The 23,024-nt window shown below is 61.5% G+C and carries 17 protein-coding genes; 9 read left to right on the top strand and 8 right to left on the bottom strand.

Going from position 1 to position 23,024, the window contains the following annotated elements; genetic code table 11:
- Window positions 1–121 precede the first annotated feature (121 nt).
- Both D4A92_RS10515 and D4A92_RS10520 read left to right on the top strand, forming a co-directional pair.
- Complete coding sequence (locus D4A92_RS10515) at window positions 122–271, top strand: hypothetical protein (protein WP_203019751.1); 150 nt, start codon at window positions 122–124, stop codon at window positions 269–271.
- Between the two features lie 281 nt (window positions 272–552).
- A complete protein-coding gene (locus D4A92_RS10520) occupies window positions 553–3,081 on the top strand; it encodes a methyl-accepting chemotaxis protein (RefSeq protein WP_203019753.1) in 2,529 nt (842 codons plus the stop codon).
- A 54-nt stretch (window positions 3,082–3,135) separates the two neighbouring features.
- Here the strand turns inward: D4A92_RS10520 and D4A92_RS10525 are convergent, their stop codons facing one another.
- Window positions 3,136–3,360: a hypothetical protein gene (locus D4A92_RS10525; protein WP_203019755.1), complete on the bottom strand. Its 225-nt coding sequence runs from the start codon at window positions 3,358–3,360 to the stop codon at window positions 3,136–3,138.
- Window positions 3,361–3,449: 89 nt separating this feature from the next.
- Between D4A92_RS10525 and D4A92_RS10530 the strand changes: the two genes are divergently transcribed.
- Window positions 3,450–4,325: a LysR family transcriptional regulator gene (locus tag D4A92_RS10530; RefSeq protein ID WP_203019756.1), complete on the top strand. Its 876-nt coding sequence runs from the start codon at window positions 3,450–3,452 to the stop codon at window positions 4,323–4,325.
- A gap of 112 nt (window positions 4,326–4,437) precedes the next feature.
- On the opposite strand, the gene D4A92_RS10535 is transcribed toward D4A92_RS10530, so the two are convergent.
- Window positions 4,438–4,686, bottom strand: coding sequence for an SMc00767 family acetate metabolism repressor (locus D4A92_RS10535; protein ID WP_203019758.1), 249 nt, complete (start codon window positions 4,684–4,686; stop codon window positions 4,438–4,440).
- A gap of 185 nt (window positions 4,687–4,871) precedes the next feature.
- Window positions 4,872–6,161, bottom strand: a complete 1,290-nt coding sequence (gene aceA / locus D4A92_RS10540; RefSeq protein WP_203019759.1) for an isocitrate lyase — start codon at window positions 6,159–6,161, stop codon at window positions 4,872–4,874.
- Window positions 6,162–6,402: 241 nt separating this feature from the next.
- On the opposite strand from aceA, the gene D4A92_RS10545 reads away from it, so the two are divergent.
- From D4A92_RS10545 to D4A92_RS10565, 5 genes are all read left to right on the top strand, one after another.
- Window positions 6,403–7,830, top strand: a complete 1,428-nt coding sequence (locus tag D4A92_RS10545; protein ID WP_203019760.1) for a helix-turn-helix domain-containing protein — start codon at window positions 6,403–6,405, stop codon at window positions 7,828–7,830.
- A gap of 138 nt (window positions 7,831–7,968) precedes the next feature.
- Window positions 7,969–9,069: a polyamine ABC transporter substrate-binding protein gene (locus D4A92_RS10550; RefSeq protein WP_203019761.1), complete on the top strand. Its 1,101-nt coding sequence runs from the start codon at window positions 7,969–7,971 to the stop codon at window positions 9,067–9,069.
- Between the two features lie 83 nt (window positions 9,070–9,152).
- A complete protein-coding gene (locus D4A92_RS10555; RefSeq protein ID WP_203019762.1) occupies window positions 9,153–10,307 on the top strand; it encodes an ABC transporter ATP-binding protein in 1,155 nt (384 codons plus the stop codon).
- 11 nt (window positions 10,308–10,318) lie between these two features.
- Entirely contained in the window at window positions 10,319–11,224 is a 906-nt protein-coding gene (locus D4A92_RS10560; protein ID WP_203019763.1) for an ABC transporter permease subunit, read from the top strand.
- Between the two features lie 10 nt (window positions 11,225–11,234).
- Window positions 11,235–12,056 (top strand): ABC transporter permease, encoded by an 822-nt coding sequence (locus D4A92_RS10565; RefSeq protein ID WP_203019764.1) that lies wholly within the window; start codon window positions 11,235–11,237, stop codon window positions 12,054–12,056.
- Between the two features lie 18 nt (window positions 12,057–12,074).
- Here D4A92_RS10565 and D4A92_RS10570 read toward each other — a convergent pair whose 3' ends face one another.
- The gene (locus tag D4A92_RS10570; RefSeq protein WP_246754065.1) at window positions 12,075–12,347 is read right to left on the bottom strand and encodes a DUF6460 domain-containing protein; all 273 of its coding nucleotides are present in this window, start codon (window positions 12,345–12,347) and stop codon (window positions 12,075–12,077) included.
- 52 nt (window positions 12,348–12,399) lie between these two features.
- A complete protein-coding gene (locus D4A92_RS10575; protein WP_203019765.1) occupies window positions 12,400–14,211 on the bottom strand; it encodes an AsmA family protein in 1,812 nt (603 codons plus the stop codon).
- A gap of 294 nt (window positions 14,212–14,505) precedes the next feature.
- Between D4A92_RS10575 and D4A92_RS10580 the strand changes: the two genes are divergently transcribed.
- The gene (locus D4A92_RS10580) at window positions 14,506–16,389 is read left to right on the top strand and encodes an acetoacetate--CoA ligase (RefSeq protein ID WP_425958345.1); all 1,884 of its coding nucleotides are present in this window, start codon (window positions 14,506–14,508) and stop codon (window positions 16,387–16,389) included.
- A gap of 250 nt (window positions 16,390–16,639) precedes the next feature.
- On the opposite strand, the gene D4A92_RS10585 is transcribed toward D4A92_RS10580, so the two are convergent.
- From D4A92_RS10585 to D4A92_RS10595, 3 genes are all read right to left on the bottom strand, one after another.
- Window positions 16,640–18,262: an ABC transporter permease gene (locus tag D4A92_RS10585; RefSeq protein WP_203012804.1), complete on the bottom strand. Its 1,623-nt coding sequence runs from the start codon at window positions 18,260–18,262 to the stop codon at window positions 16,640–16,642.
- Between the two features lie 154 nt (window positions 18,263–18,416).
- On the bottom strand, window positions 18,417–19,058 hold the full coding sequence (locus tag D4A92_RS10590; protein ID WP_203012805.1) for a LysE family translocator: 642 nt from the start codon (window positions 19,056–19,058) through the stop codon (window positions 18,417–18,419).
- Window positions 19,059–19,093: 35 nt separating this feature from the next.
- Window positions 19,094–22,861 (bottom strand): ATP-binding protein, encoded by a 3,768-nt coding sequence (locus tag D4A92_RS10595; RefSeq protein WP_203012806.1) that lies wholly within the window; start codon window positions 22,859–22,861, stop codon window positions 19,094–19,096.
- Between the last annotated feature and the right edge of the window lie 163 nt (window positions 22,862–23,024).

The following is a 23,024-nucleotide window of genomic DNA, read 5'->3' on the forward strand; positions in this document are numbered from 1 at the left end:
TGCGTCGGTCATCCTGCCTGAATGCCGGTGTGATATACTCAGATATCGCGACATGAGGTCTGGCCGGCTAAAGGCCCCGCAAGGGCATGACCTTCCCTGGCCGCATCAAGGACCGCGCCCCATGAACCATGAGACCCGCAAGCCCCGTGCCATCGCCATTGCCGTCACGCGCAGCCGTGACGCAGAGCGCGCCCGTTTGCGCCATGTCAGCATCGTCTGCCTTTATGCCGCCAGCGCCCTCGCTGCGCTTGCCTTCGGTCTCCTCGGCTAAGGCACCTCGAAGACCCACCTTTTCAGTGGCAGCCAATCGCTTTTCCGCGGTTTGACAACAGCCACCCTGTCGCCCCCCGAGACTTCGGTGGTGGCCGTTTTTCCTCGATTACCGATCTCTGTCCCGCTTCGGGATGCCTGCCCGTGGCCTTAACTCCGTCTTGAGACTTTTACTGCAACTGTTCCCGCTGGGTAGGAGTGTAGACGGCAAAGACGACAGTTTGCGCCGTCATATTTTAAGGTTTCGGCGCAGGAATAACGCCGTCTTCGTTTGGAGGAACAATGTTGATCGATCAAATACTGTCGCGCTTTTCGATTTCGACCAAGGTCCTGGCCTTTGTGCTGCCCTTCGTCCTGTCGATCACCGCAGTCGGTCTCATGGGCCTCTACGCATCTGGCCTCCTGCAGCAGCGGATGGAAATTTCCAACGGCACGATGCGTTCGCTGAACGGCTTCCGAAACGTCAATGCCGCCATGACCCACTTCCTTGATCAGACCTCTGAGGAAACGCGCAGCGCCGTGCTGGACCAGCTCGCGTCCCAGCAGTCGACGCTCACGCAGAACATCTCCGAAATCGGTGCCGACGGCACGGGTCGCAACTTCCTCGACGAGGCGATCGCTGGCACGGGCGCCGTCAACGAGAAGATCGATGCGCTCTGGCAGCTGCACGAGGCAGAGGTGAAGCTGGCCGCATCGATCCAGGACCACCTGACGGGCCTGATGGCGCAGCAGATCCGCGTGTCGGACGAGGCGCAGAAACTGCAGCGCGCCGTCGTCGGTGGTGAAAACGATGCCAAGGGCGCGCTGAAGGAAGCCGAGCGCCTGTCTTCTGGCGCCAAGCATCTCTCAGAGGTCTTCAAGGGCTTCTTCTCTGCCGGCATTCCGGAAGAGCAATTCCCCTACCTGCAGAAGCAATTGCCTGAACTGGTGAAGACCCAGCGCAAGATCGCCAATGCACTGCCCACTGAAAGCAGGGATATGGGCAAGGCCCTCCTGGCTTCGATCAACGAGATCAAGGCGAGAGTCGCGACCGGCGACATGAGCCTCGAGAACGGCCGCGCCGTTGGCTCGATCATTTCCGGCTTCCGCGGCTTCGAAGCGACGCTCAGCGCCGGTGCCGCCGTCAAATATGCAGAATCCGTTCAGAAATTCGCAGCTGTCGAGACCGGCGCCGTACAGGCGGCCGATGTTCTCGTCGGCAGCCGCACCCTGATCGCTGACGTCTACGATCTGCGCATCATGACCGCCACCTTCCTTAATGTGAAGGACGACAAGACCCGCGAACCGATCCTGCGCCAGATCAAGCTGATCGGCGACAATCTCGCCGTTCTCGGTGGCAGCATCGCCGACAAAGCCTTCTACGACAGCCTGACGGGAGCCATCACGCCGCTGCTTGCCTCGCTCACTGCCGATACCGAAGCCCTCGTGAAGACGAGCGCCGACCGTATCGCGAGCTTCGATCAGGCGAGCCGCACTATGGACGCCATCTGGGCGTCGCTCACCTCCTTTGCTGATCTGCAGAAGGATGTTGCCGGCACCGAGCGCCAGGAAGCAAACCGCCTGTCGATCGGCACCATGATCGCTGGCGTCATGCTCGCCGTCATTGGCGGTATCGCCCTGGTCCTGACCCTGCAGCGTCCGATCACCCGCATCACCACAACCATGCAGCGTCTGGCCGAAGGTGACCTCGAAGCCGGTATTGCCGGCGACAAGCGCGGTGACGAGATCGGCGCCATGGCTCGCGCACTCGCCGTCTTCAAGACGAATGCCCGTACCAAGCTCGAAATCGAATCCGAGCGGCAGCGCGAGCAGATGGAAGCGGAAGCCGAGCGGCGCCGCAACGACGAGGAAAAGCAGGCGCTCGACCGGGAGATCGAGCATGCTGTCGGCAAGCTCGCCCAGGCCCTGGAGCGGCTTGCCAATGGCGACATCTCCTTCGAGATCGAAGGCCGTTTCCACGGACGTTTGGAACAGCTCCGCAACGACTTCAACCTGTCGCTGTCGCGCCTTCGCGATACCATGCACCAGATCTCTGGCAATGTTGACCAGATCCAGAACAACGGCCGTCAGATGGCGCAGTCTGCGCTCGATCTCGCCCGTCGCACCGAGCAGCAGGCAGCCTCGCTTGAGGAGACCGCCGCTGCCGTCGATGAGATCACGGCCGCCGTCCGCTCGTCCTCGGAGCGCGCCGAAATGGTGAACGGCGTCGTCCGCGAAGCGAAGAAGAACGCCGACGAATCCGCCGTCGTCGTCGGCAGCGCGATTTCCGCCATGGGCCGTATCGAGGAGGCCTCGCGGCAAATCTCCAACATCATCGGCGTGATCGACGAGATCGCCTTCCAGACGAACCTGCTCGCCCTCAACGCCGGTGTCGAAGCCGCCCGCGCCGGTGAGGCCGGCAAGGGCTTTGCCGTCGTCGCTCAGGAAGTGCGCGAACTTGCGCAGCGCTCGGCCGGTGCCGCAAAGGAAATCAAGGCGCTCATCAACCGTTCGGCCGAAGAGGTGGCGAGCGGCTCCACCCATGTTCAGCAGACGGGCACCGTGCTCTCGCGCATCGGCGGCCAGATCGCCATGATCAGCGAGCATATCGAGAAGATCGCCGAGACGAGCAGCGAACAGTCTGGCGCGCTGCAGGAGGTCAATGGTGCCGTCGGTCGCATGGACCAGATGACCCAGCAGAATGCCGCGATGGTAGAGGAGGCGACTGCCGCCACCCAGGACCTCTCGGCCCAGACAGATCAGCTGCGGGATCTGCTCCAGCAGTTCCGCATCGAATCCGATCGTCAGCGGTCTGTCGACCGCGCCGCCTGAAGTCCCAGCTTCGACAAACGGAAAAGCCCGGTCACCGTGCCGGGCTTTTTTGCATCAGGCCTCAGCCAGACGACAAGGCCTGCCGCGATCGGTCTTTCGATCGACCGGTTTGTCTGCCCCGCGCGCCAGATTTTCGCGCACTTTTCGAACGAGGCGCCGAAGGCGTGCCCACGGCGCTTCGCCGTACTGCGCATAGAATTCGTCTTCGGACAGCTTGTCTTTCTGCCCTCGTTCCTGTTTCAGCGCGGCGATGGCAAGGGCTGCATAAACTTCGTGCATGACGGATCTCCTGGTGTTGATGCCGTCTTCTCTTTTATCCGTCATTTTTGGAGGCAAACACACTCAGGATCGTGTTATGTATTTCATCTATGAAAGACATCACCTGGGACGCCTATCAATTATTCCTGGCCGTTGCGCGACATGGCGGGCTTTCGGCCGCCGCAGAAGCCACGGGTCTGAGTGCAGCCACGCTCGGCCGGCGCATGGTCGAGCTCGAGCATGCTCTGGGCCGGGAGCTCTTCCTGCGCAGTCAGACCGGTTATCGCCTGACCAGCGATGGCAGCCAGCTTCTCGAACATCTCCTTGAACTCGAAGTCGGCAGCAGACGGGTGGAGGAGTGGCGGCGTGGCAAGGCCGGCCAGTCCCTGGTACGCATCAGTCTCGGCACCTGGATCGCCTGGCTGCTTTGCCAGAACATGGCGGTCATCCGCACCCCGCGCGACGAGTTCCGCATCGACCTGCATGTCGCCGAGCAGCGCGCCAGGCTGTCGCATCGGGAGAGCGACATCGGCATCCGCGCCTTTGAACCTGAAGAGCCGAACCTAGCCGCGATCCCCGCGGGTGAGGTCGCCTATGCGGCTTACAAGGCACGCAACAGGGAATGGATGGGGCCAGAGCCCTGGGTCGCGGTCGATGACGAGAATGCCGTCTCGGCCTATCTGCGCTGGCCGCGCCAGAACGCGCCCGAGCGCATCGTCGCGACGGTCAATCGCCCGCGGTCACTGAGGGATCTGGTCAGGGCAGGGGCCGGTGTCGGCGTGCTTCCCTGCTTCGTTGGGGATCTCGATCCGACGCTTGAGCGGGTTGGCGAGGAAATCCCGGAACTGCGCCATCGCCAGTGGATCGTCATCAACAATGACGATCGTCATCGAAGCGATATCCGCTTGGTGGCCGATCGGCTCGCAAAACTGTTGAAGTCGCATCGGGATGTTCTGGCGGGCAAGCGCCCCAGCACCAGCAGCTGACGTCAAGCCGAAAATGAAAAACCCGCACGACGACCGGCACTCCTCCTCAGAGGCGATCATCGCGCGGGAACCGATCCGGAGGTCAGGGGCCGGACGGGGAATGTCTTCGCGCTCAGGCGGCCTGATGGCTGCCCTGGGTCACGATGACGGGGATCAAGAGATCACCCCAGTTGCCGTCGCCGCCGTGATGGCGGGCCGAGCGGACCAGTTCGACCGAAACGCCGGCATCGACGGCCTTCATGATCGAATGGTTGAGACGGTGCAGGTCGTTGGCCAGCATGCGGATCATCGCCTGCTGATCGGTGCTCATGGCCGAGGACTGTTCTTCGGCGCGTTCCTTGACTCGGGTCTGGGGTGTCATGGCATTTCTCCTCTTGGTGTTGGGGGTTTTTGAAGTCTTGTTGCAGGGATAGCTTGGCCCCTCATCCGGCTGCCGCCACCTTCTCCCCGCAAGCGGGGAGAAGACGCATTCGGAGGCGTTGGCTTTGGGGCTCCCCCTCTCCCCGCTTGCGGGGAGAGGGTAGGGTGAGGGGCAGTCGCCCAGGTTTACTCAGCAGCCGGCTTGAACTGCTCGGTTTCGGTCGATTCCTTCATCGCGGTCGTCGAGGACTGGCCGGCGGTGATGGCGAGCGAGACGGCGTCGAAGTAACCGGTGCCGACTTCGCGCTGGTGCTTGGTCGCGGTGTAACCATTGACCTCAGCCGCGAATTCCGCCTCCTGCAGCTCCGAATAGGCGGCCATCTGGCGATTCTTGTAGCCGCGCGCCAGTTCGAACATGCCGAAGTTCAGCTGGTGGAAGCCGGCAAGCGTGATGAACTGGAACTTGTAGCCCATCGCACCGAGTTCCCGCTGGAACTTCGCGATCGTGGCGTCGTCCAGGTTCTTCTTCCAGTTGAACGAAGGCGAGCAGTTATAGGCGAGCTTCTTGCCCGGATGGACCTTGTGCACGGCCTCTGCGAACTTGCGGGCCTGTTCGAGATCCGGCTTGCCGGTCTCCATCCAGATCATGTCGCAGTAGGGCGCATAGGCGATTGCACGGGCAATGCAGGGTTCGATGCCGTTCTTCACCTGATAGAAACCCTCCGCCGTGCGGCCGGCATCGTAGTCGACGAAGGGCTGGTCGCGCTCATCGATGTCGGAGGTCAGAAGCTTGGCAGCTTCCGCATCAGTACGGGCAACGATCAGCGTCGGAACACCCATGATATCGGCAGCCAGACGGGCAGCCGTCAGGTTGCGGATATGGGCGGCCGTCGGGATCAGAACCTTGCCGCCGAGATGACCGCATTTCTTTTCAGAGGCGAGCTGGTCTTCGAAGTGCACGCCCGCAGCGCCGGCTTCGATAAAGGCCTTCATGATCTCGAAGGCGTTCAACGGTCCGCCGAAACCGGCTTCAGCGTCTGCGACGATCGGGGCGAACCAGGTATCGACCGAAAGGCCCTTGCCTTCCTGCGTTTCGATCTGGTCGGCACGCTGCAGTGTGCGGTTGATGCGCTTGGCAAGCTCCGGTGCTGCATTGGCCGGATAGAGCGACTGGTCCGGATACATGGCCGAAGCCGTGTTGGCGTCGGCAGCAACCTGCCAACCGGAGAGATAGATGGCCTTGAGGCCAGCGCGAACCATCTGCATGGCCTGGTTGCCGGAGAGCGCGCCGAGTGCGTTGATGAAGGGCTCTTCGTTGATCAGCTGCCACAGGCGGTTGGCGCCCATTTCGGCAAGCGTATACTTGATCTCGACCGAGCCGCGCAGGCGCTGTACGTCTGCTGCAGTGTAGGGACGATCGATGCCGTCATAGCGGCCCTTGGGGGCATTCGGAACGAGATTGTAAAATTCAGTCATGTCGGGTCTCCCTGTTCACTGCAGGAAGCGGGGTCAGCCAGATTTCTCGAGGCTGTTTGGCCGCTTCTGATGTGACTAGATTTACACCGCACTGCAAAAGACGACCAGAAAATTCGATAAAACAACGGGATGAAAGAGGTTAGGCTGTCTTGTCTTTGACAGAAGATCCATGTAAATTTGTAAAAGTAGTCAATGCGCCGGCGCGAGCCTGACCCGTCTAATCTTGTAAAGGAGCTGTAAATTGGCAGAGCGCAAGATTTTCGCGGGCCCGCGCGTCCGCCGCATCAGAAACGGCCTTGGCCTCACCCAGACGGCTATGGCCGAGGCGCTGGAAATCTCGCCGTCCTATCTCAATCTGATCGAGCGCAATCAGCGGCCGCTCACGGTCCAGCTGCTCCTCAAGCTCGCCTCGGTCTACAAGGTTGATCTGGACGAGCTGCAGGGTGAGGCCGGTGGATCAACGAGCCAGCTGCGCGAGGTCTTCGCCGACCCCCTTCTGTCGGGCGAACTGCCCGGCGATCAGGAGCTGATCGAAGTGGCAGAAGCGGCCCCCAATGCCGCGAGCGGCATCGTCAAGCTCTACAGGGCTTACCGCGAGCAGGCGGCCCGGCTCTCCGATCTCGCCGATCTTCTGGCCCGCGAGGGGCACGAAACGTCTCTGTCGGGCGCCCGCCTGCCGATCGATGAGGTGAGAGAAGTCTTCGAACGCCGGCCCAACTATTTCGCGCGCCTTGATGAAGCCGCCGAGACCTTCCATGCGGGTCTGAACCTTGCGCCCGGTGATGATCTCGCGGTCGCGCTGAAGGCTTGGCTGCGCTCCACCCATGGCATCGTGGTTCGCGCCTTGCCGGTTCAGACCATGCCGTCGCTGCGCCGCCGTTACGACCGCCATTCCATGCGTCTCTTCCTCTCCGAGCGGCTGTCTCCCTTCGATCAGTTGCGCGAAGTGGCGATGGAGGTCGTGCTTCTGGCGCTGAGCGATGATGTCCAGGCTGAACTGGATGCGCTGGGGCTGTCCTCCGGCGAGGCGCGCCGGATCGCCCGTTTCGAGCTGGCACGTTATACGGCGCATGCCCTGATGATGCCCTACGGCGCCTTTCTCTCGGCCGCGATCCGCGCCCGCTACGACATCGACGTGCTGCGTGCCCGTTTCAATGTCTCCTTCGAGCAGGCCGCCAACCGCCTGACCATGCTTCAGCGCCCGGGTGCTGCGGGCGTGTCCTTCTTCATGATGGAAATCGACAATGCGGGAAACCGTTTCCGCCGCGCCGGTGCGACAGGCTTCCCGCATTCGAAATTCGGTGGCGGCTGTCCAAAGCTGAACGTCCACGCCGCCTTTGCCCAGCCGGGCCAGGTCCTGGTCGAGCAGGTGGAAATGCCGGATGGCAGTGGTTTCGTGACGATTTCACGGACCCTTGAAGGTCCGCAGGCCGGTTTTGGCGAACGTATCAGACGCACGGCACTCCTGGTCGGCTGTGACGCCGCGAGCCGCGAAGAGGTGGCCTATGCCGCCGCTTTGCCCGATCGATCCCAGCCGGCAATTTCGATCGGGCCTGCATGCCGGCTATGCGAACGTTCTGGCTGCCTGGCGCGCGCCGAGCCGCCTCTCACCCGCCCGCTGGGCCTCGACGAGATGGTGACTGGGCTCTCCGCCTTCGATTTCCAATGAAACGAATTAACCCGATAAAGCATTCGCGACTGCGAAGAATTTCGCTTGTCGCCCGTCCAAATCCTTTCTAGTCTCTTAAAAAATAACGGGAATGGCATAGGGGGCTCTCCGCTCCCCAAGGCTGGAACAGGAGAAAAAATGAAGGCTCATTTCATTCGTACGGCGTCAGTGGCCCTGGCGACGATCTTCATCGCATCGGCTGTCCAGGCGCAGGAACGCGTCGTCAACGTCTACAATTGGTCCGACTATATCGACGAGTCCGTCCTTGCTGATTTCACCAAGGAAACCGGCATCAGGGTCGTTTACGACGTTTTCGATTCCAACGAGCTGCTCGAGACCAAACTGCTCGCAGGCGGCTCCGGTTACGATGTCGTCGTGCCGACGGCGCCGTTCCTTGCGCGCCAGATCCAGGCCGGCGTCTTCCAGAAGCTCGACAAGTCCAAGCTCACCAACCTGCAAAACCTCTGGCCGATGGTCTCCGAGCGACTCGCGAAATATGACCCCGGCAACGAATATGCCGTCAATTACATGTGGGGCACGACGGGCATCGGTTACAATGTGGCCAAGGTCAAGGAAGCGCTCGGTGCCGATTTCACCGTCGACAGCTGGGATGCGATCTTCAAGCCTGAGAATGCCGAGAAGCTGAAGTCCTGCGGCGTCAACATCCTCGACGCGTCGGATGAGACCTTCGCGATCGCGATGAACTACATCGGGAAGGACCCGGACAGCAAGGAAACGGCTGACCTTGAAGCCGGCGGCGAAGTCTATATGAATATCCGCCCCTCGGTCCGCACCTTCAATTCCTCCGCCTATATCGATGATCTCGCCAATGGCGACATCTGCGTGACCATCGGCTGGTCGGGCGACATTCTGCAGGCGAAGGCCCGTGCGGAAGAGGCCAATAACGGTGTCGAGATCGACTACGTGATCCCGAAGGAAGGCACCTACATGTGGTTCGACAACATGGCGATCCCGGCAGATGCCAAGAACGTCGCCGAGGCGCATGAATTCATCAACTTCCTGATGCGCCCGGATGTCATCGCCAAGGCCTCCAACTACGTCCAGTATGCCAATGGCAATCTGGCGTCGAAGGAATTGCTCGATCCCGAGGTCAAGGACAATCCGGCTGTCTATCCGCCGGAAGAGGTCATGGCCAAGCTCTTCACGATTTCGCCTTATGGCCCGCGTGAACAACGCGTGCTGAACCGGGTCTGGACACAGATCAAGACCGGTCGCTGATGAAAGACCATTCGCCGGGCGCCACAAACGCCCGGCGAATTGCTTAGGTGTAGGGGCAACAAGCAGACGGCTGGGATCGGGTAATGGCGAAGACACTGGGGCCTGTTAAGCGTAAATTTTCTCCTTGGACCGATCCGGATGCCGTTCCATTCATCCGTTTCGAAAACGTCACGAAGCGCTTTGGCGATTTCGTTGCCGTCGATAATCTGAGCCTCGATATCTACGAGCGCGAATTCTTCTCGCTGCTTGGCCCCTCGGGCTGTGGCAAGACCACGCTGATGCGCATGCTCGCAGGTTTCGAGCAGCCGACCTCCGGTCGAATTCTGCTGCAGGGCCAGGATCTCTCCGGCGTGCCGCCCTACAAGCGCCCGACCAATATGATGTTCCAGTCCTACGCGCTCTTCCCGCATATGACGGTCGAGAAGAACATCGCCTTCGGTCTCGAACAGGACAATCTGCCGAAGGCCGAGATCGACGCACGCGTCCAGGAAATGCTGAAGCTGGTCAAGCTCGATCAGTTCGCCAAGCGCAAGCCCAACCAGCTCTCAGGTGGCCAGCGCCAGCGCGTGGCACTCGCCCGTTCGCTGGCCAAGCGCCCCAAGGTCTTGCTGCTCGATGAACCGCTCGGCGCTCTGGATCGCAAGCTACGCGAAGAAACGCAGTTCGAGCTCATGGACATTCAGACCAAGCTCGGTCTGACCTTTCTGATCGTCACCCATGACCAGGAAGAGGCGATGACCGTCTCGGATCGCATCGCGGTCATGGATAAGGGTATCCTCGTCCAGGTGGCGACACCGGCGGAAATCTACGAGGCGCCCAACTCGCGTTATGTCGCCGACTTCATCGGCGATATCAACATTCTTGAAGCCAAGCTCGAATCCAAGGAGAGCCAGGGGAGCGAAGACCTTGTCCGCATCGACAGCGATGGCGTGAAAATTACCGTCGAGCAGGCTTGTGAGGCGAATAAGGGCGACGCCGTCGCCTTTGCCATCCGACCCGAAAAGGTGCGCATTTCCACCACCCAGCCAGAAGGCGAAGTGGCAAACGCTCTGCATGGCGAGGTCTGGGACATCGGCTATCTCGGCGATTTCTCGGTCTTCATCGTCCGCCTTGACGATGGCCGAATGTTCCGCGCCGCCCAGGCCAATGTCGCGCGCCTCGTCGATCGCCCGATCACCTTCGGCGACATGGTCTGGCTGTCCTGGTCGGCCGATGCCGGCCTTGTCCTGACACGCTGAGGGGGACGAGAATGGCCGAAACCGTCACACCCTCGAAACCCGGATTGGCCAAATGGCTGGTCGTCATCATTCCCTATCTGTGGATGGTGCTCTTCTTCCTGACGCCGTTCCTGATCATCGTGAAGATCTCGCTGTCGGATACGGCGATCGCCATGCCGCCCTACACGCCGGTTCTGGAGGGCTTCTCGGCGATCGGCGACTTCATCAGCGAGCTCGACTTTGAGAATTATATCTTCCTCACGGAAGACTCTCTCTATTTCAACGCCTATGTCTCTTCGCTTCGGATCGCGCTGATCTCGACGTTTCTGCTGCTTCTGATCGGCTATCCCATGGCGCTTGCCATGGCCCGCGCCTCCATCAGCATCCGCCCTACGCTGGTCATGCTGGTCATCCTGCCCTTCTGGACGTCGTTCCTGATCCGCGTCTATGCCTGGATCGGCATTCTGAAGCCGGAGGGCCTGCTGACGGTGCTGTTGCAGTCGCTCGGGCTGATGGACGAGGGCAGCCAGGTGCAGATCTTCCGCACCGAGATCGCGGTCTTTATCGGCATCGTCTATTCCTATTTGCCCTTCATGGTCCTGCCACTCTATGCGGCTTTGGAGAAAATGGATGGTACCCTGCTCGAAGCTGCAAGCGATCTCGGTTGCCCACCCTGGAAAGCCTTCTGGAAGATCACCTTTCCGCTCTCGATCCCGGGCGTGATCGCCGGCTCCATGATCTGCTTCATCCCGATCACCGGTGAGTTCGTCATCCCGGATCTGCTGGGCGGTGCCGATACGCTGATGATCGGCAAGACACTGTGGACCGAATTCTTCGGCAACCGCGACTGGCCGCTGGCTTCCGCCGTCGCAGTCCTGCTCCTGCTCATTCTGGTCGTGCCCATCGCGATCTTCCAGAACCAGCAGCAGAAAGTGTGAGGGCGGACCGATGAGACCTGGAAAATTCGACGCGACCGTTCTGACACTCGGTTTTGCCTTCCTCTACATCCCGATCCTGATCCTGGTCGTCTACTCGTTCAACGAGTCGAAACTGGTGACGGTCTGGGGCGGCTTCTCGCTCAAATGGTATGGCGAGATGTGGCGCAATGCCGGCCTGATGAGCGCCGCCTGGGTGACACTCCAGGTCGGTCTCTTGAGCGCGACCCTCGGCACTGTGCTCGGCACGCTCGCCGCCCTGACGCTCGTTCGCTACACACGCTTCAAGGGACGCCTGCTTTTTTCCGGCATGGTCTATGCACCACTGGTCATGCCCGAGGTGATCACCGGCCTGTCGCTGCTCTTGCTATTCGTTGCGATCGGCGTTGATCGCGGCCTGATGACCGTCGTCATCGCCCACACGACCTTCACCATGTGTTATGTGGCGATCGTTGTGCAGTCGCGCCTCCTGACCTTCGATACGAGCCTGGAAGAGGCGGCGCAGGATCTCGGCTGCCCGCCGGTGAAGACCTTCTTCAAGGTGACCCTGCCGCTGATCCTGCCCGCCGTCATCTCCGGTTGGATGCTCGCCTTCACGCTCTCGCTGGACGATCTCGTCATCGCAAGCTTCACCACCGGTCCAGGTGCCACAACGCTGCCGATCAAGATCTACTCGCAGGTGCGCCTCGGCGTTACGCCCGAGATCAACGCCATCTGCACGATCCTGATCGGGATCGTCACGATCGGCGTCATCATTGCTTCCATCGGGACGAAACAGCGTGAGCTTCAGCGACAACGCGACGAACACGTCGCCGCGCGCGGCACACTGGCCTGAACGTGTAGAGCCTCTTCGTCAGCCCCTTGGCGGCATCAGAATATAGGTGACGAGCCAGATCGGCAGGATGACCACGGCCCCCATCACCATGCGTGGTGCCGCCCAGGCGAAGGCCGAGACCATGCCATTGTGCAACTCCTCGGCCGTCACGCCCAGGAGGTCCATGACCGATCTGGGCGTGATGCCGAAGATGGACAGCAGGCTGCCGGCCAGCAACGATGCCAGAGCCAGTTTCAGAAAACCCGACAGCACTGTGTGCACCAGCCGTCCCCCAACCTGTGATTCGTCCATTCTAGTATTTGAGTTTTCGAATGGAACTGTCAGGCAGCGACGCTTCGGACCTTTATTGTCCTGGGGCGGACCGAGCGGGGATGGGCGAAATGACGGGATCGCTCCAGGCGCCACCAATGAAGAAGCTAAGAGGAGACTGTGTCTGGTCGCCGTTGCTGGCAACTGAAAGCGCACCTGTCAGCGCCAGTGCCTGGCGGCTGTAGGGAACAATGCCTGATAGGTCGAGCTTTTCTCGCTCGCCGATGATTGCAGCCCGTTCGACTTCCGCCGACCCCTCCGAAAAACTGACGGCGATGTCCAGCGTGCGGTAGTCGAAGCCGTCGTTGCCGGTGGCGCTCAGCTGGAAATACGCCCGGTCGGCTGCGAGCCGCCGCAATCCGTTCGCGCTGAAGCCGGAAATGACGCCATTGTCGGAAGCGATCGTCAGCCTCCCGGACATACCCTCGATGTTGCGCTGCCAGCCGGTGCCGACCAATTTCGCATTGAAGCCGACGGATCCTGTCCCCTTGAGTGAAGGTCCCCCATCGAGTGAGAGGCGCGACATCAGGCCTCCGAGATCGACGCGGGTCATGTTGACCGCGACGTCGGCACCTTTGTCGAAACCTTCTCCGGTGCCGCTCAGCCGGGCGGCAATCGTGCCCCCGAGGAAGCGTGTGTCGGCAACCACCAGGTTCAGCGCGTCACCCCGACCGATCAGGCTTGCACCGAGGTCGGTCATGGGAAAGACGCCGAAAGCGGCCGTCGCCGCCGAAAGACGCAGGTCAATGTCGACCCAGCGGGTGAGACCGGGCAGGCGCACATTCGCCCGGTCGCCGACATTGATGGACAGGGCCTGAAGCAGATCGTCCAGTTGAAGATGGTCAATGGCAAGCGTACTGCTCAGCAAGGGCCGGTCGCCGGGACGGTTTCTGAGCGCAAGGATACCGTCCCCGCGGCTACCGTTGATCTCGAAGGCGAGGTTTTCGAAGCGCCACTCGTCTTCCGCATGTGTCACCCGCGCCTTGATGGCGGCGGTCCGCCAACGTTCGGTGCCGGCAAGGCGAAGGCCAAGGGCCGCAGCCGTCTTCGGGACATCGGAGATGCGAAGATTGATGTCGGTGTTTTCGGCGCTCGCCTCGCGCAGGCTGACGGTTCCCCGAACCTCTGCGCTCGACTCGGCAATGGTGGCGGAAGCATCAACCCTGCTCGCCGCTCCGCCGATCAGAACCAGCGGGGTCGGCGTCTGCAGCCTGACCGAAACCGGAGTATCGCCCAGTCGAAAGGTCCCCTGGCCGGACAGAGGTGCTGCAAGCCCCGGCCAATCGATGTTCGCATTGACGCCGCTTGCAATGAAAGATGCGCCGCTGGCGACATCGGTCAGCGTGACCTCGCCGTCGATAATGTCGACCGTTCCGATTTCTGCCTTGTCGGCGGCAATGTTCGTCTGCCCGCCCGACTTGGCGGCTACTGCCGCGCGGACGGCATCGCTCAATACGCCTTGATCGCTCCAGTCGAGCCCGCCATCGACGCCGCGCCAGACCTGGATACGCGGGCGCTCCAGGCGAAATGCGCTGAAGTCTGGCCGGCCGGCAAGCGCCGAGATAAGGCCGAAGCGCGCAGACAGTCGGTCAACCTGTCCGAGCGTCTCCGTCTCACCGTCGGTGACGCGCGTCACCTTGATGCCAGTCAAAGTGATTTCGGGCTGCGGCCAGAAGCCGATATCGGCAACATCGTCGATCGTGACCTCGTGTCCGACCCAGGCTGCGATCGACGAGGCGATGGCCGACCGCACCACGGCACTCGACACGAGATAGGGGGCGCTCAGCCGAAGGACGATCGATACCGTCAGGATGCCGGCGGCGATCAGCAAGGCGAGCTTGATCATGCCTCTGCGGCGGCCAGGTGGCCAGCGGGAGGAGGGGCGTGAAGAATGATCGCCACGTCCTGGATTGCGCATACCCTGTTGAAGGTCCTGAGGTTTCGTGAACTCCTGCGCGGATATAGGAATTTGCCCTCTGGTGCAAATGTCAGACCATATTCCAAGCCGCTCGCGTCTGTATATTGCATTGCCGCATGCTATAGAAAGACCATGCTTGCGAGGAGGATCAGCATGACCGGACAAAAAGCCCTTTGGACACCGTCTGAAGACTTCAAGGCGAAACAGCCGCTCACCCTGTTCATGCAGTGGTGCGCCGAACGCCTTGGCAGGAGCTTTGCGGATTATGATGATTTCCATCGCTGGTCCGTCGAGGACCGCGCCGCATTCTGGTCTGCTGTCTGGGACTATTGCGGCGTCATCGGCGACAAGGGCGATGTGGCACTGTCTAACGGTGATGACATGCTCAAGGCCAGCTTCTTTCCGGATGCACGACTGAATTTCGCCGAGAACCTGCTCGCCCATGCAGGCGAGGGCGATGCCCTGATCTTCCGGGGCGAGAACAAGGTCGCTGATCGGTGGTCCTGGTCGCGACTGGCTGCCACGGTGTCCCGTCTGCAACAGGCGCTTGTCGCCATGGGCATCGGTGAAGGTGACCGTGTGGCGGCCATGATGCCGAACATGCCGGAGACGGTGGCCCTGATGCTGGCTGTCACCTCACTCGGTGCAATCTGGTCCTCCTGCTCCCCCGACTTCGGTGATCAGGGCGTGCTCGATCGTTTCGGCCAGATCGAGCCGAAACTTTTCGTTGCCTGTGACGGCTATTGGTATAACGGCAAACGCCAGGACGTCTCCGACAAGATTGTCGCCGTCGCTGCCAAGCTCGATGTGCCGGTGCTCGTTGTGCCCTATGCAGGGGACACGGCAACGTTGATTGAGCGTTTGCCGGATGGCCGCAGCTTCGAACAGTTCATCACCGAGTTCTCGGTCAAGGACATCGAGTATCGCCGTCTGCCCTTCTCTCATCCCATCTACATCCTCTTCTCCTCCGGCACGACCGGCGTGCCAAAATGCATCGTTCATTCGGCCGGCGGCACGCTGCTGCAGCATCTGAAAGAGCATCGTTTCCATTGCGGGCTTGAGGCCGGTGAGCGGCTTTTCTACTTCACCACCTGCGGCTGGATGATGTGGAACTGGCTCGTCTCGGGCCTGGCATGCGGCGCGACCCTCTGCCTCTATGACGGCTCGCCCTTCTATCCCGATGGCAATGTCCTCTTCGACTATGCCGCGACCGAGAAATTCGCAATCTTCGGCACATCGGCCAAATACATCGATGCAGTCCGCAAGGGCGGCCTCGTGCCGAAGTCCTCGCATGATCTGTCGAGCCTGAGGCTGATGACTTCGACCGGCTCGCCGCTGTCGCCGGAGGGCTTCTCCTTTGTCTATGAGGGCATCAAGTATGACATCCAGCTTGCCTCCATTTCCGGCGGCACCGATATCGTGTCCTGCTTCGTGCTCGGCAATCCGCTGAAGCCCGTCTGGCGCGGCGAAATCCAGGGGCCGGGTCTCGGCCTTGCGGTCGAAGTCTGGGATGACGACGGCAAACCAGTGCGCGGTGAGAAGGGCGAACTCATCTGTGCCAAGGCCTTCCCGTCCATGCCGGTGATGTTCTGGAACGATCCCGACGGCGCCAAGTATCGCGCCGCTTACTTCGAACGCTTCGAGAACACCTGGTGCCATGGCGACTTTGCCGAATGGACCGAGCATGACGGGATCGTCATCCACGGGCGTTCGGACGCGACGCTGAACCCCGGCGGGGTCCGTATCGGCACGGCCGAAATCTACAACCAGGTCGAAAAGCTCGACGAAGTGGTCGAGGCGATCTGCATCGGCCAGGACTGGGATGACGATGTCCGCGTCATCCTGTTCGTGCGCCTCGCGCCGGGCCTGTCTCTCACCGAGGAACTCGACAAGAAGATCAAGACGCAGATCCGCACCGGCGCCTCGCCGCGTCATGTCCCGGCCAAGATCATTCAGGTGGACGATATTCCCCGCACCAAGTCCGGCAAGATCGTCGAGCTTGCCGTGCGCGAGGTGGTCCATGGACGTCCCGTCAAGAACAAGGAAGCGCTCGCCAATCCGGAAGCGCTCGCCCTCTTCGCTGATCTGCCGCAACTACGGTCATGACGAAAAAGTGTCCTGAAACGCAGCAAAATCAGAGCAATACCTCAAATGTGGGGTAGCTCACGGCGCTGCCGGGTAAGGATCTCTTAACTGGCATTCGGCAAGACTAGGGGCAACTTGGAGATGCGCGATCAGACGCAGTGGGGCCTTGATTTAAGCCTCCGACAAAATGTCGATCGTTCGAGTACTCCGGTTCGACAGCATTGACTCAAGGGCGGCTTCGGCCGCCCTTTTTTTGTTGCGGGATGCCGGTTCAACGCCTGTCGTCGAGCGATCGGGAAACCAGGATCACCGGGATCAGGCCGGCAGCAATAATGATGATCGCAGCCACCGAGGCATCCTGCGCCATGCCACGAGAGGCATCTTCATAGACGAGCGTTGCTAGGGTGTTGAAGTTGAATGGCCTCAGCAGGATCGTGGCAGAGAGTTCCTTGAGCGTCTCGATAAAGACGAGCAGGGCAGCCGTCAGAACGGCGGGTCTGAGATTGGGAAGCAGTACCTGGCGCAATGTCTGCAGGCCCGAGCGGCCAAGCGTTCGCGCTGCCATATCAAGATGCGGCGAAAGCTTCTGGAAGCCCGCATCAACAGTCCCTTCCGCCATGGTCAGGAAGCGAACGGTATAGGCATAGACGATGGCAAAGCCGGTGCCCGACAGCATAAGGCCGGTCGATATGCCAAGGTTTACGCGCAGCCAGCCGTCCAGGGCGTTGTCGAAGCTCGCAAGCGGGATCAGGACGCCAATACCCAGCACCGTGCCGGGAATGCCATAACCGAGCGATGCCAGTCGGCCCGCACCCTTCGCCAGACGCGAACGGTCTGTCCGCGCGGCATAGGAGAGCACGAAGGCCAGGAAGACCGTGATCAGCGCAGCAGCCGAAGACACGAGCGTCGAGTTCCAGAGGGCATCAAGCAGACGGGGTTCGAGGAAATCGTCGAGACGACGGAGCGCAAACCTGCCGAGCACGAGGACCGGCACGGCAAAGCCGATAAGGATTGGGAGAAGGCAGAAGACCGTTGCGAGCCATGCCTTCAGGCCTTTGAGCCTGAGCCGTATGGCATCGGGAACGATGGCCGTGGTCTTGTGGCTGGTAAAGCGCTGCTGCCGGCGCGCCATCCGCTCGATGATCAGAAGACCCGCCACGATTACCAGCATGAAGCAGGCGATTTGCGCCGCGCCGGCGAGACTGCCGCGGTTGAGCCAGGTGTCGTAGACCGAGAAGGTCAGTGTCTGCACGCCGAGATATTCCACCGCGCCGATGTCGTTGAGCGTTTCCATCATGACAAGCGTCAGGCCGATCATGATCGCTGGGCGCGCCATCGGGACCTGGATGCGGGCAAACACCCTGAAGGGGCTGGAGCCAAGCGTGCGGGCGACATCGGCTGCCGCGCGCCCCTGCATCAGGAACATCGATCGGCAGGCGAGGTAGACGTAAGGGTAGAGCACTGCCGACATGACCAGCACGGCGCCCGACAGCGATTTCACATCGAAGAAACTGTATTCGCGCGACGACGTGAAGCCGAAGATTGCCCTGTAGGTCGTCTGCACTGGCCCCGTGAAATCCAGAAACTCCCCGAAGGCATAGGCAGCCAGATAGGAGGGAATGGCGAGCGGCAGAACAAGGGCCGGAGAGAGGAGGCGCCGCAGCGGGAACTCGCATGCCGTGACCAGCCAGGCCGTGCCGACCCCGACCACAGCTGTTACGAGGCCGGTAAACAGCAGTAGCCAGAAGGTCCGGACGCCGGCACGCGGGATGACATTGGTCATCATGTGCTGCCAGTTGTCGGGCTCGGCCGAAAAGCCGATGACGAAGATCGCCACGATCGGCATGAAGACGACCGCAGCCGCAATCAGGGCTGCAAAGGTCGCGGAGCCCATGCGTTTCCTGGCATACACACCGGTTGGCTGGGCGGGAGGGGCTGTGCCCGTGCTCGGGAGTGTGGACAAGCGTTGAACCCTTGCGAATGCGGCAATGGTTCTGCTCTAGCCGAAAGCGAGGGCGATGAAAACCGGCCCGACTGTCGCGGTGCAGTCAGCGCCGCAGATGTGTCAGACTTTCGCCGATCAATCGCAGCCCCAGTGCACCGATAACGGCGCCGGCGAGCCGGTCGACCCAGAGTTTTGCACTCAGATAAGCGCGTTGCGAGCGCGGCACCGAAAAGGCGATCGCAACGACGGCATACCACCCGGCTTCGATCAGAAAGATCACCGGCGGCAGCGCAAGAACGACCATCAGTGGCGGGTTCTGCGGCATCAGGGCTGCAAAGATGCTGGCATAGACCACGGCAGTCTTCGGATTGCTGATCTGCGTAATAAAGCCGAGCGCCAGTGAGCGCGGCAGCGAAAGCATGCTCCGCCCGTCTGCCGATCCGACCGAGATCTGCGCAGCTGCGCCGCGCCAAATCATCACGCCGAGATAAACGAGATAGAGCCCGCCCGCGACCTTCAGAACGAGGTAAAGCCATTCCACCCGTTCGAGCAAAGCAATCAGGCCAGCCAGCGCCAGAACCGCAAACAAAGCTCCGCCAAGCCCCATCCCGATCGCTGCCGCAAGTCCATGCAATCGCGTATTGGCAACCGAGATCCGCGACACAAGCACGAAGCTCGGCCCGGGGCTCATGGCGCCGACCGCAATGGCGACGGCAATGCCGAGGAGAATACCGAATGCCGTCATGCCGTTCTCCCCGAATTCGCGGTCACTTCACGATGTCAGTCCGCCAAGACCCTCGGCGAGGGAAAGGTCACCTCGACCAGCGTGCCTTCGTTCGGCGTCGACGAGATCGCAAACTGGGCCCGGTTGGCATCGACCATGGCCTTGGTCAGCGGCAGGCCGAGACCGGTGCCGTCGCCGCGATTACGCGGCGTGCCGGTGGAAACCTGGCGGAAGGGCTTCATCGCCTGCTCGAGCTCACTGCGCGACATGCCGATCCCGGTGTCCCGGATCCGAAGCACGACGCTGCCATTCGCCTCATAGGCTGTCGACACGATGATCTGCCCGCCGGACGGCGTGAAGCGGATGGCATTCGCCAGGATGTTGAGCACGATCTGCTTGATCGAGCGTCCGTCGGCCACGACATTCGGCACGGCCTGAGACAGAGCGGTACGGATGATCACCCGCTGGCCATTCGCCTGTGGCTGCACGATCGATACCGCCGCCTGCACGGCCTCGTTCAGACCCACAGAGGAGAAGTCGAGCTCCATCTCGCCCGCCTCGATCTTGGAAATGTCGAGGAGGTCGTTGACGATGTCGAGCACGTGCCGGCCTGAGCGCACGATGTCATGGGCATATTCGCCGTAGCGCGGATGACCGACGGGACCGAAATGCTCGTTGGCCATCATGTCGGCAAAGCCGATGATAGCGTTGAGCGGCGTGCGGATCTCGTGGCTGACGCGGGCCAAGAAGTCGGTCTTGTGGGCGTTGGCCGTCTCAGCTGCGCGTTTAGCATTGCGCAGCTCTTCCTCAGTCCGCTTCCATTGCGTGATGTCCCGAATGACCGCGCAATAACCGTTTGACGAGTTGAGCTTCCCGATCGTCATGAACAGCGGCAGGAAGCCGCCGGAGGCCTCGCGGCCAATCACTTCGCGCCCGTCATTCAACACGCTTGCGACGCCGTGGCCGGAAAGCCCGCTCAGATAGTCGAGGATGGACTTCTGGCTCTCATGCGCAAACAGCATGACAAAGGGTTTCCCGCGCGTCTCCATGTCGTCGAAGTTGAAGAGCGCGCTTGCTGCCCGGTTCATCGAACGGATGTCACCGTCGGAATCGAGGATCACCACGCCGTCGGTCGCGGTTTCCAGGATCGAACGCAGCTCGTCGACCTCGACCTTCAGGCGCGCGACTTCGCCCGCCTGCGCCGGTGTCGCGACAGGGGCAACAGTCTCCACCTCAGGCTCGACCGGGGCTTCGGGCCGGACCTGTTCCTCCGGCTGGGCGATCAATGCCAGCATCAGGGCGGTGGTTTCCTCGAAGCGCACGGACTGCAGCCGTGCGGTGACCGGCAGCAGGCGATCGTCGGCGCAGAGTGCCACAACCTGGCCTGCCTCGTCACCAGGCTCTTCCAGATCACGACGCTGGATCAGCGTGTCGAGACCGCCGGCCTCGTCGAGTTCGTCGAGCGTCTTGTAGCCCGTCAGCGCGAAAAATTCCGGATTGGCGTGGATCAGCCGATCGCCGACATGCACCAGAAGCGCGACCGGCATCAGGTCAATGATATCTGCGGTCAGGCTGCGCTCGCGTTTCCCGGCCGGCCGATCCGTTGCGAAAGCTGGCAAGCTCGCTTCGGCAGGAGGTTCGGAAACGGGTGCGCTCGGCTCGGTCGGCGTGGCCGCGCTTGCAGGCTCCGGCTGGCTGGGCTCCGGCGTTTTCGGTGACGGCGTGGACGGCTGCTCCCGCAATACAGGCGGTTCGGAAGGTGCAAGCGACTGCTCTACCTTCGCCCTGAGGCTCAGCGGATCGAGCTTGCGGGCGATCTCCTGAAACGCGGCCTGTTCGCCAGGCGTCAGGCTGTCGCGCTGACGGACACGATGATCCTGCAGCTGCACGACCTTGTCCGGCAGACTGGGTTTGCGCGGCTCCATGATCCGCAGCACCGGTGGTTCGAATTCGACAGGGCGTGAGGGCGCAGGATCTTCGGTGCTTTCGGCTTCCACGCTCGGCTCGGCGTCATCGACAACGTCGTTGTCATCATCCGCATCGATAAGAGCGTCGAGGGTCTGCTCACCAGCCTCGGCGATCTGGTCTTCGACATAGTCTTCGGGCGGATGGATTTCGCCTTCGCTGAGTTCATGCAGAAACTCCGCGAGCTCCTCGTCCCGGTCGCTATGCATACCGGTCGGCAGTTCTTCGGGCGCATCGACGGTAGGCTGCTGCTCGACAAAGGTCATGCCGATCGCGTCCGGATCGTCCTGTGCGTCGGCAACCCTGACGATTCCGAAGCCGCGGAAACCGTCGAATTCGCGGTTCCGTGTATAGGTCGGCAGGGCTGCCAGATCGACCGGCACGACCAGCCGGGTTCCTTCGACGGGCCAGTAGATCGTCTTGCCGGACCATGTGTCGCGCTTCTTGAGAAGCTCGCCGATCTTGCCGTCCGGATCGAGGTTGAACAGGGCTGCGAGATCGGAGAAGGCCACGCCTTCGATATCGGCCGCACGCGGACCGACCGCCTGGGCGAATTCCACCGAAACTTCGCTGAAGCGGCCCTCGGCATCGATCTTCCAGACGAAGCGTGTAGCACGCCGATCCTGACGAAACGCGAAGCCTTCGCCGTCGAGGTGTTCATCCGCGAGTTTGGTCGTCGGGGCGACGGTCGCCGCAGCGACGGTCTCAACGGGCTCAACAATTTCATTGGTCGCTGACATGTCCGCTGCCGCGATCACAGACAGTTCGTCCGACTGTTCGGTCGTCTCAGACGGAGCCTGATCCGGCTCGCTTGCGAGCGCCTCTTCGGTCTCATCCGTGAGCGCGTCGACATCCGCGTCCACCGTTTCGTCCGGCGCGTCGAAGGCGTCGGTTTCCGGCTCGATTTCTTCGATATCTCCAAGGGCTGCAATGACGCTCTCGAAGGGAACCGCAGGCGAGGGGAGTTCGGCCGCTTCTGCCATTGACTGATCAGCGGAGATTGCGAAGTCTTCGGTCTCGGTCTCGGTCTCGGTCTCGGTCTCGGTCTCGGTCTCGGTCTCGGTCTCGGTCTCGGTCTCGGTCTCGGTCTCGGTCTCGTCTTCGACCGTGTCGTCGGCCCGGACAGGCTCAGCGATCGCGGTCGGCAGATCCTGTTCCTCGTCCTCCGCAAAATCGTCGCTCGGGTCCATCTGGCCGAGGATCGTCTCGACTGCGAACAGAAGATGCAGGGCCGGCGCGTCGGAGATCTTGCCGATGGCAGCCGGGAGATATCCCCGGCCCGTCGGGATCGGCCGTTTGACGAGCCTGTCTGCATCCGCCTCTACCAGGTTGATCAGCATGCGCGCCGTCTGCGGCGTGATGCCGAGGCCTGCGAAGCCGTCGGAGCTTGCAACGAGGCCGCCATCGCCATCGAGCACCGCCATATGCGTATCCGGATCGTCGAAGCCGCTCATCAGTTCCTGGGCGAGCTGCTTGTCCCCGGTCGCGCGCTTGAGGGCCGGCAGCGAGAGCAGGATCACCGGCTCACCCTTGCGGATCTCGATGCAGTCGGCAGAGGCCGTGATCGGCAGCTTCTGGAAGCCCGAGGTGATGCGCAGCATCAGGCTGCGGCTGTCGCCCGGCGCTGACAGCTGGCGGGCAACCGTTTCGAGCTGCCGGAAGGTGATGTCGGAACGGTAAGGGCCTTCCTCGAGAAAGTCGTAGATCGAGTCGGCGCCGAAGAAGCGCGCGCCGGCGCCGTTGCACCAGAGAACCCGCTCCAGTGCCGGCGCAAACAGCACGAGCGCCTCGCCCCGCGCCAGGCGCGGTCGGATGAGGTCGTGCACGGCGACATCGATGAATGGGTATTGAGCGGGCATTTCGGGACCTGTCGCTTCATGACCTGCAAGCAAATTAACAGATTTTTAATAGCTAGGCAGTGCCTTTGGGTCCAGAAAGTCGGCACCCTTTCGATTGATAAGGTTAATCCGCCGCGGTTTTCAACATGCAGAAAATCTAATTGTGCGCCGCACAATGATATTG

The sequence above is a fragment of the Rhizobium rosettiformans genome (assembly GCF_016806065.1).
In the GTDB taxonomy this organism is placed as follows: domain Bacteria; phylum Pseudomonadota; class Alphaproteobacteria; order Rhizobiales; family Rhizobiaceae; genus Allorhizobium.

Excerpts from the sequence above, each read along its gene's own strand:
- D4A92_RS10565 (WP_203019764.1), top strand. The coding sequence starts at position 11,235 with ATGAGACCTGGAAAATTCGACGCGACCGTTCTGACACTCGGTTTTGCC.
- D4A92_RS10515 (WP_203019751.1), top strand. The coding sequence starts at position 122 with ATGAACCATGAGACCCGCAAGCCCCGTGCCATCGCCATTGCCGTCACG.
- D4A92_RS10580 (WP_425958345.1), top strand. The coding sequence starts at position 14,506 with ATGCAGTGGTGCGCCGAACGCCTTGGCAGGAGCTTTGCGGATTATGAT.
- D4A92_RS10555 (WP_203019762.1), top strand. The coding sequence starts at position 9,153 with ATGGCGAAGACACTGGGGCCTGTTAAGCGTAAATTTTCTCCTTGGACC.
- D4A92_RS10530 (WP_203019756.1), top strand. The coding sequence starts at position 3,450 with ATGAAAGACATCACCTGGGACGCCTATCAATTATTCCTGGCCGTTGCG.
- D4A92_RS10520 (WP_203019753.1), top strand. The coding sequence starts at position 553 with ATGTTGATCGATCAAATACTGTCGCGCTTTTCGATTTCGACCAAGGTC.
- D4A92_RS10585 (WP_203012804.1), bottom strand. The coding sequence starts at position 18,262 with ATGGGCTCCGCGACCTTTGCAGCCCTGATTGCGGCTGCGGTCGTCTTC.
- D4A92_RS10570 (WP_246754065.1), bottom strand. The coding sequence starts at position 12,347 with ATGGACGAATCACAGGTTGGGGGACGGCTGGTGCACACAGTGCTGTCG.
- D4A92_RS10590 (WP_203012805.1), bottom strand. The coding sequence starts at position 19,058 with ATGACGGCATTCGGTATTCTCCTCGGCATTGCCGTCGCCATTGCGGTC.
- D4A92_RS10535 (WP_203019758.1), bottom strand. The coding sequence starts at position 4,686 with ATGACACCCCAGACCCGAGTCAAGGAACGCGCCGAAGAACAGTCCTCG.
- D4A92_RS10550 (WP_203019761.1), top strand. The coding sequence starts at position 7,969 with ATGAAGGCTCATTTCATTCGTACGGCGTCAGTGGCCCTGGCGACGATC.
- D4A92_RS10575 (WP_203019765.1), bottom strand. The coding sequence starts at position 14,211 with ATGATCAAGCTCGCCTTGCTGATCGCCGCCGGCATCCTGACGGTATCG.
- D4A92_RS10560 (WP_203019763.1), top strand. The coding sequence starts at position 10,319 with ATGGCCGAAACCGTCACACCCTCGAAACCCGGATTGGCCAAATGGCTG.
- aceA (WP_203019759.1), bottom strand. The coding sequence starts at position 6,161 with ATGACTGAATTTTACAATCTCGTTCCGAATGCCCCCAAGGGCCGCTAT.
- D4A92_RS10525 (WP_203019755.1), bottom strand. The coding sequence starts at position 3,360 with ATGCACGAAGTTTATGCAGCCCTTGCCATCGCCGCGCTGAAACAGGAA.
- D4A92_RS10595 (WP_203012806.1), bottom strand. The coding sequence starts at position 22,861 with ATGCCCGCTCAATACCCATTCATCGATGTCGCCGTGCACGACCTCATC.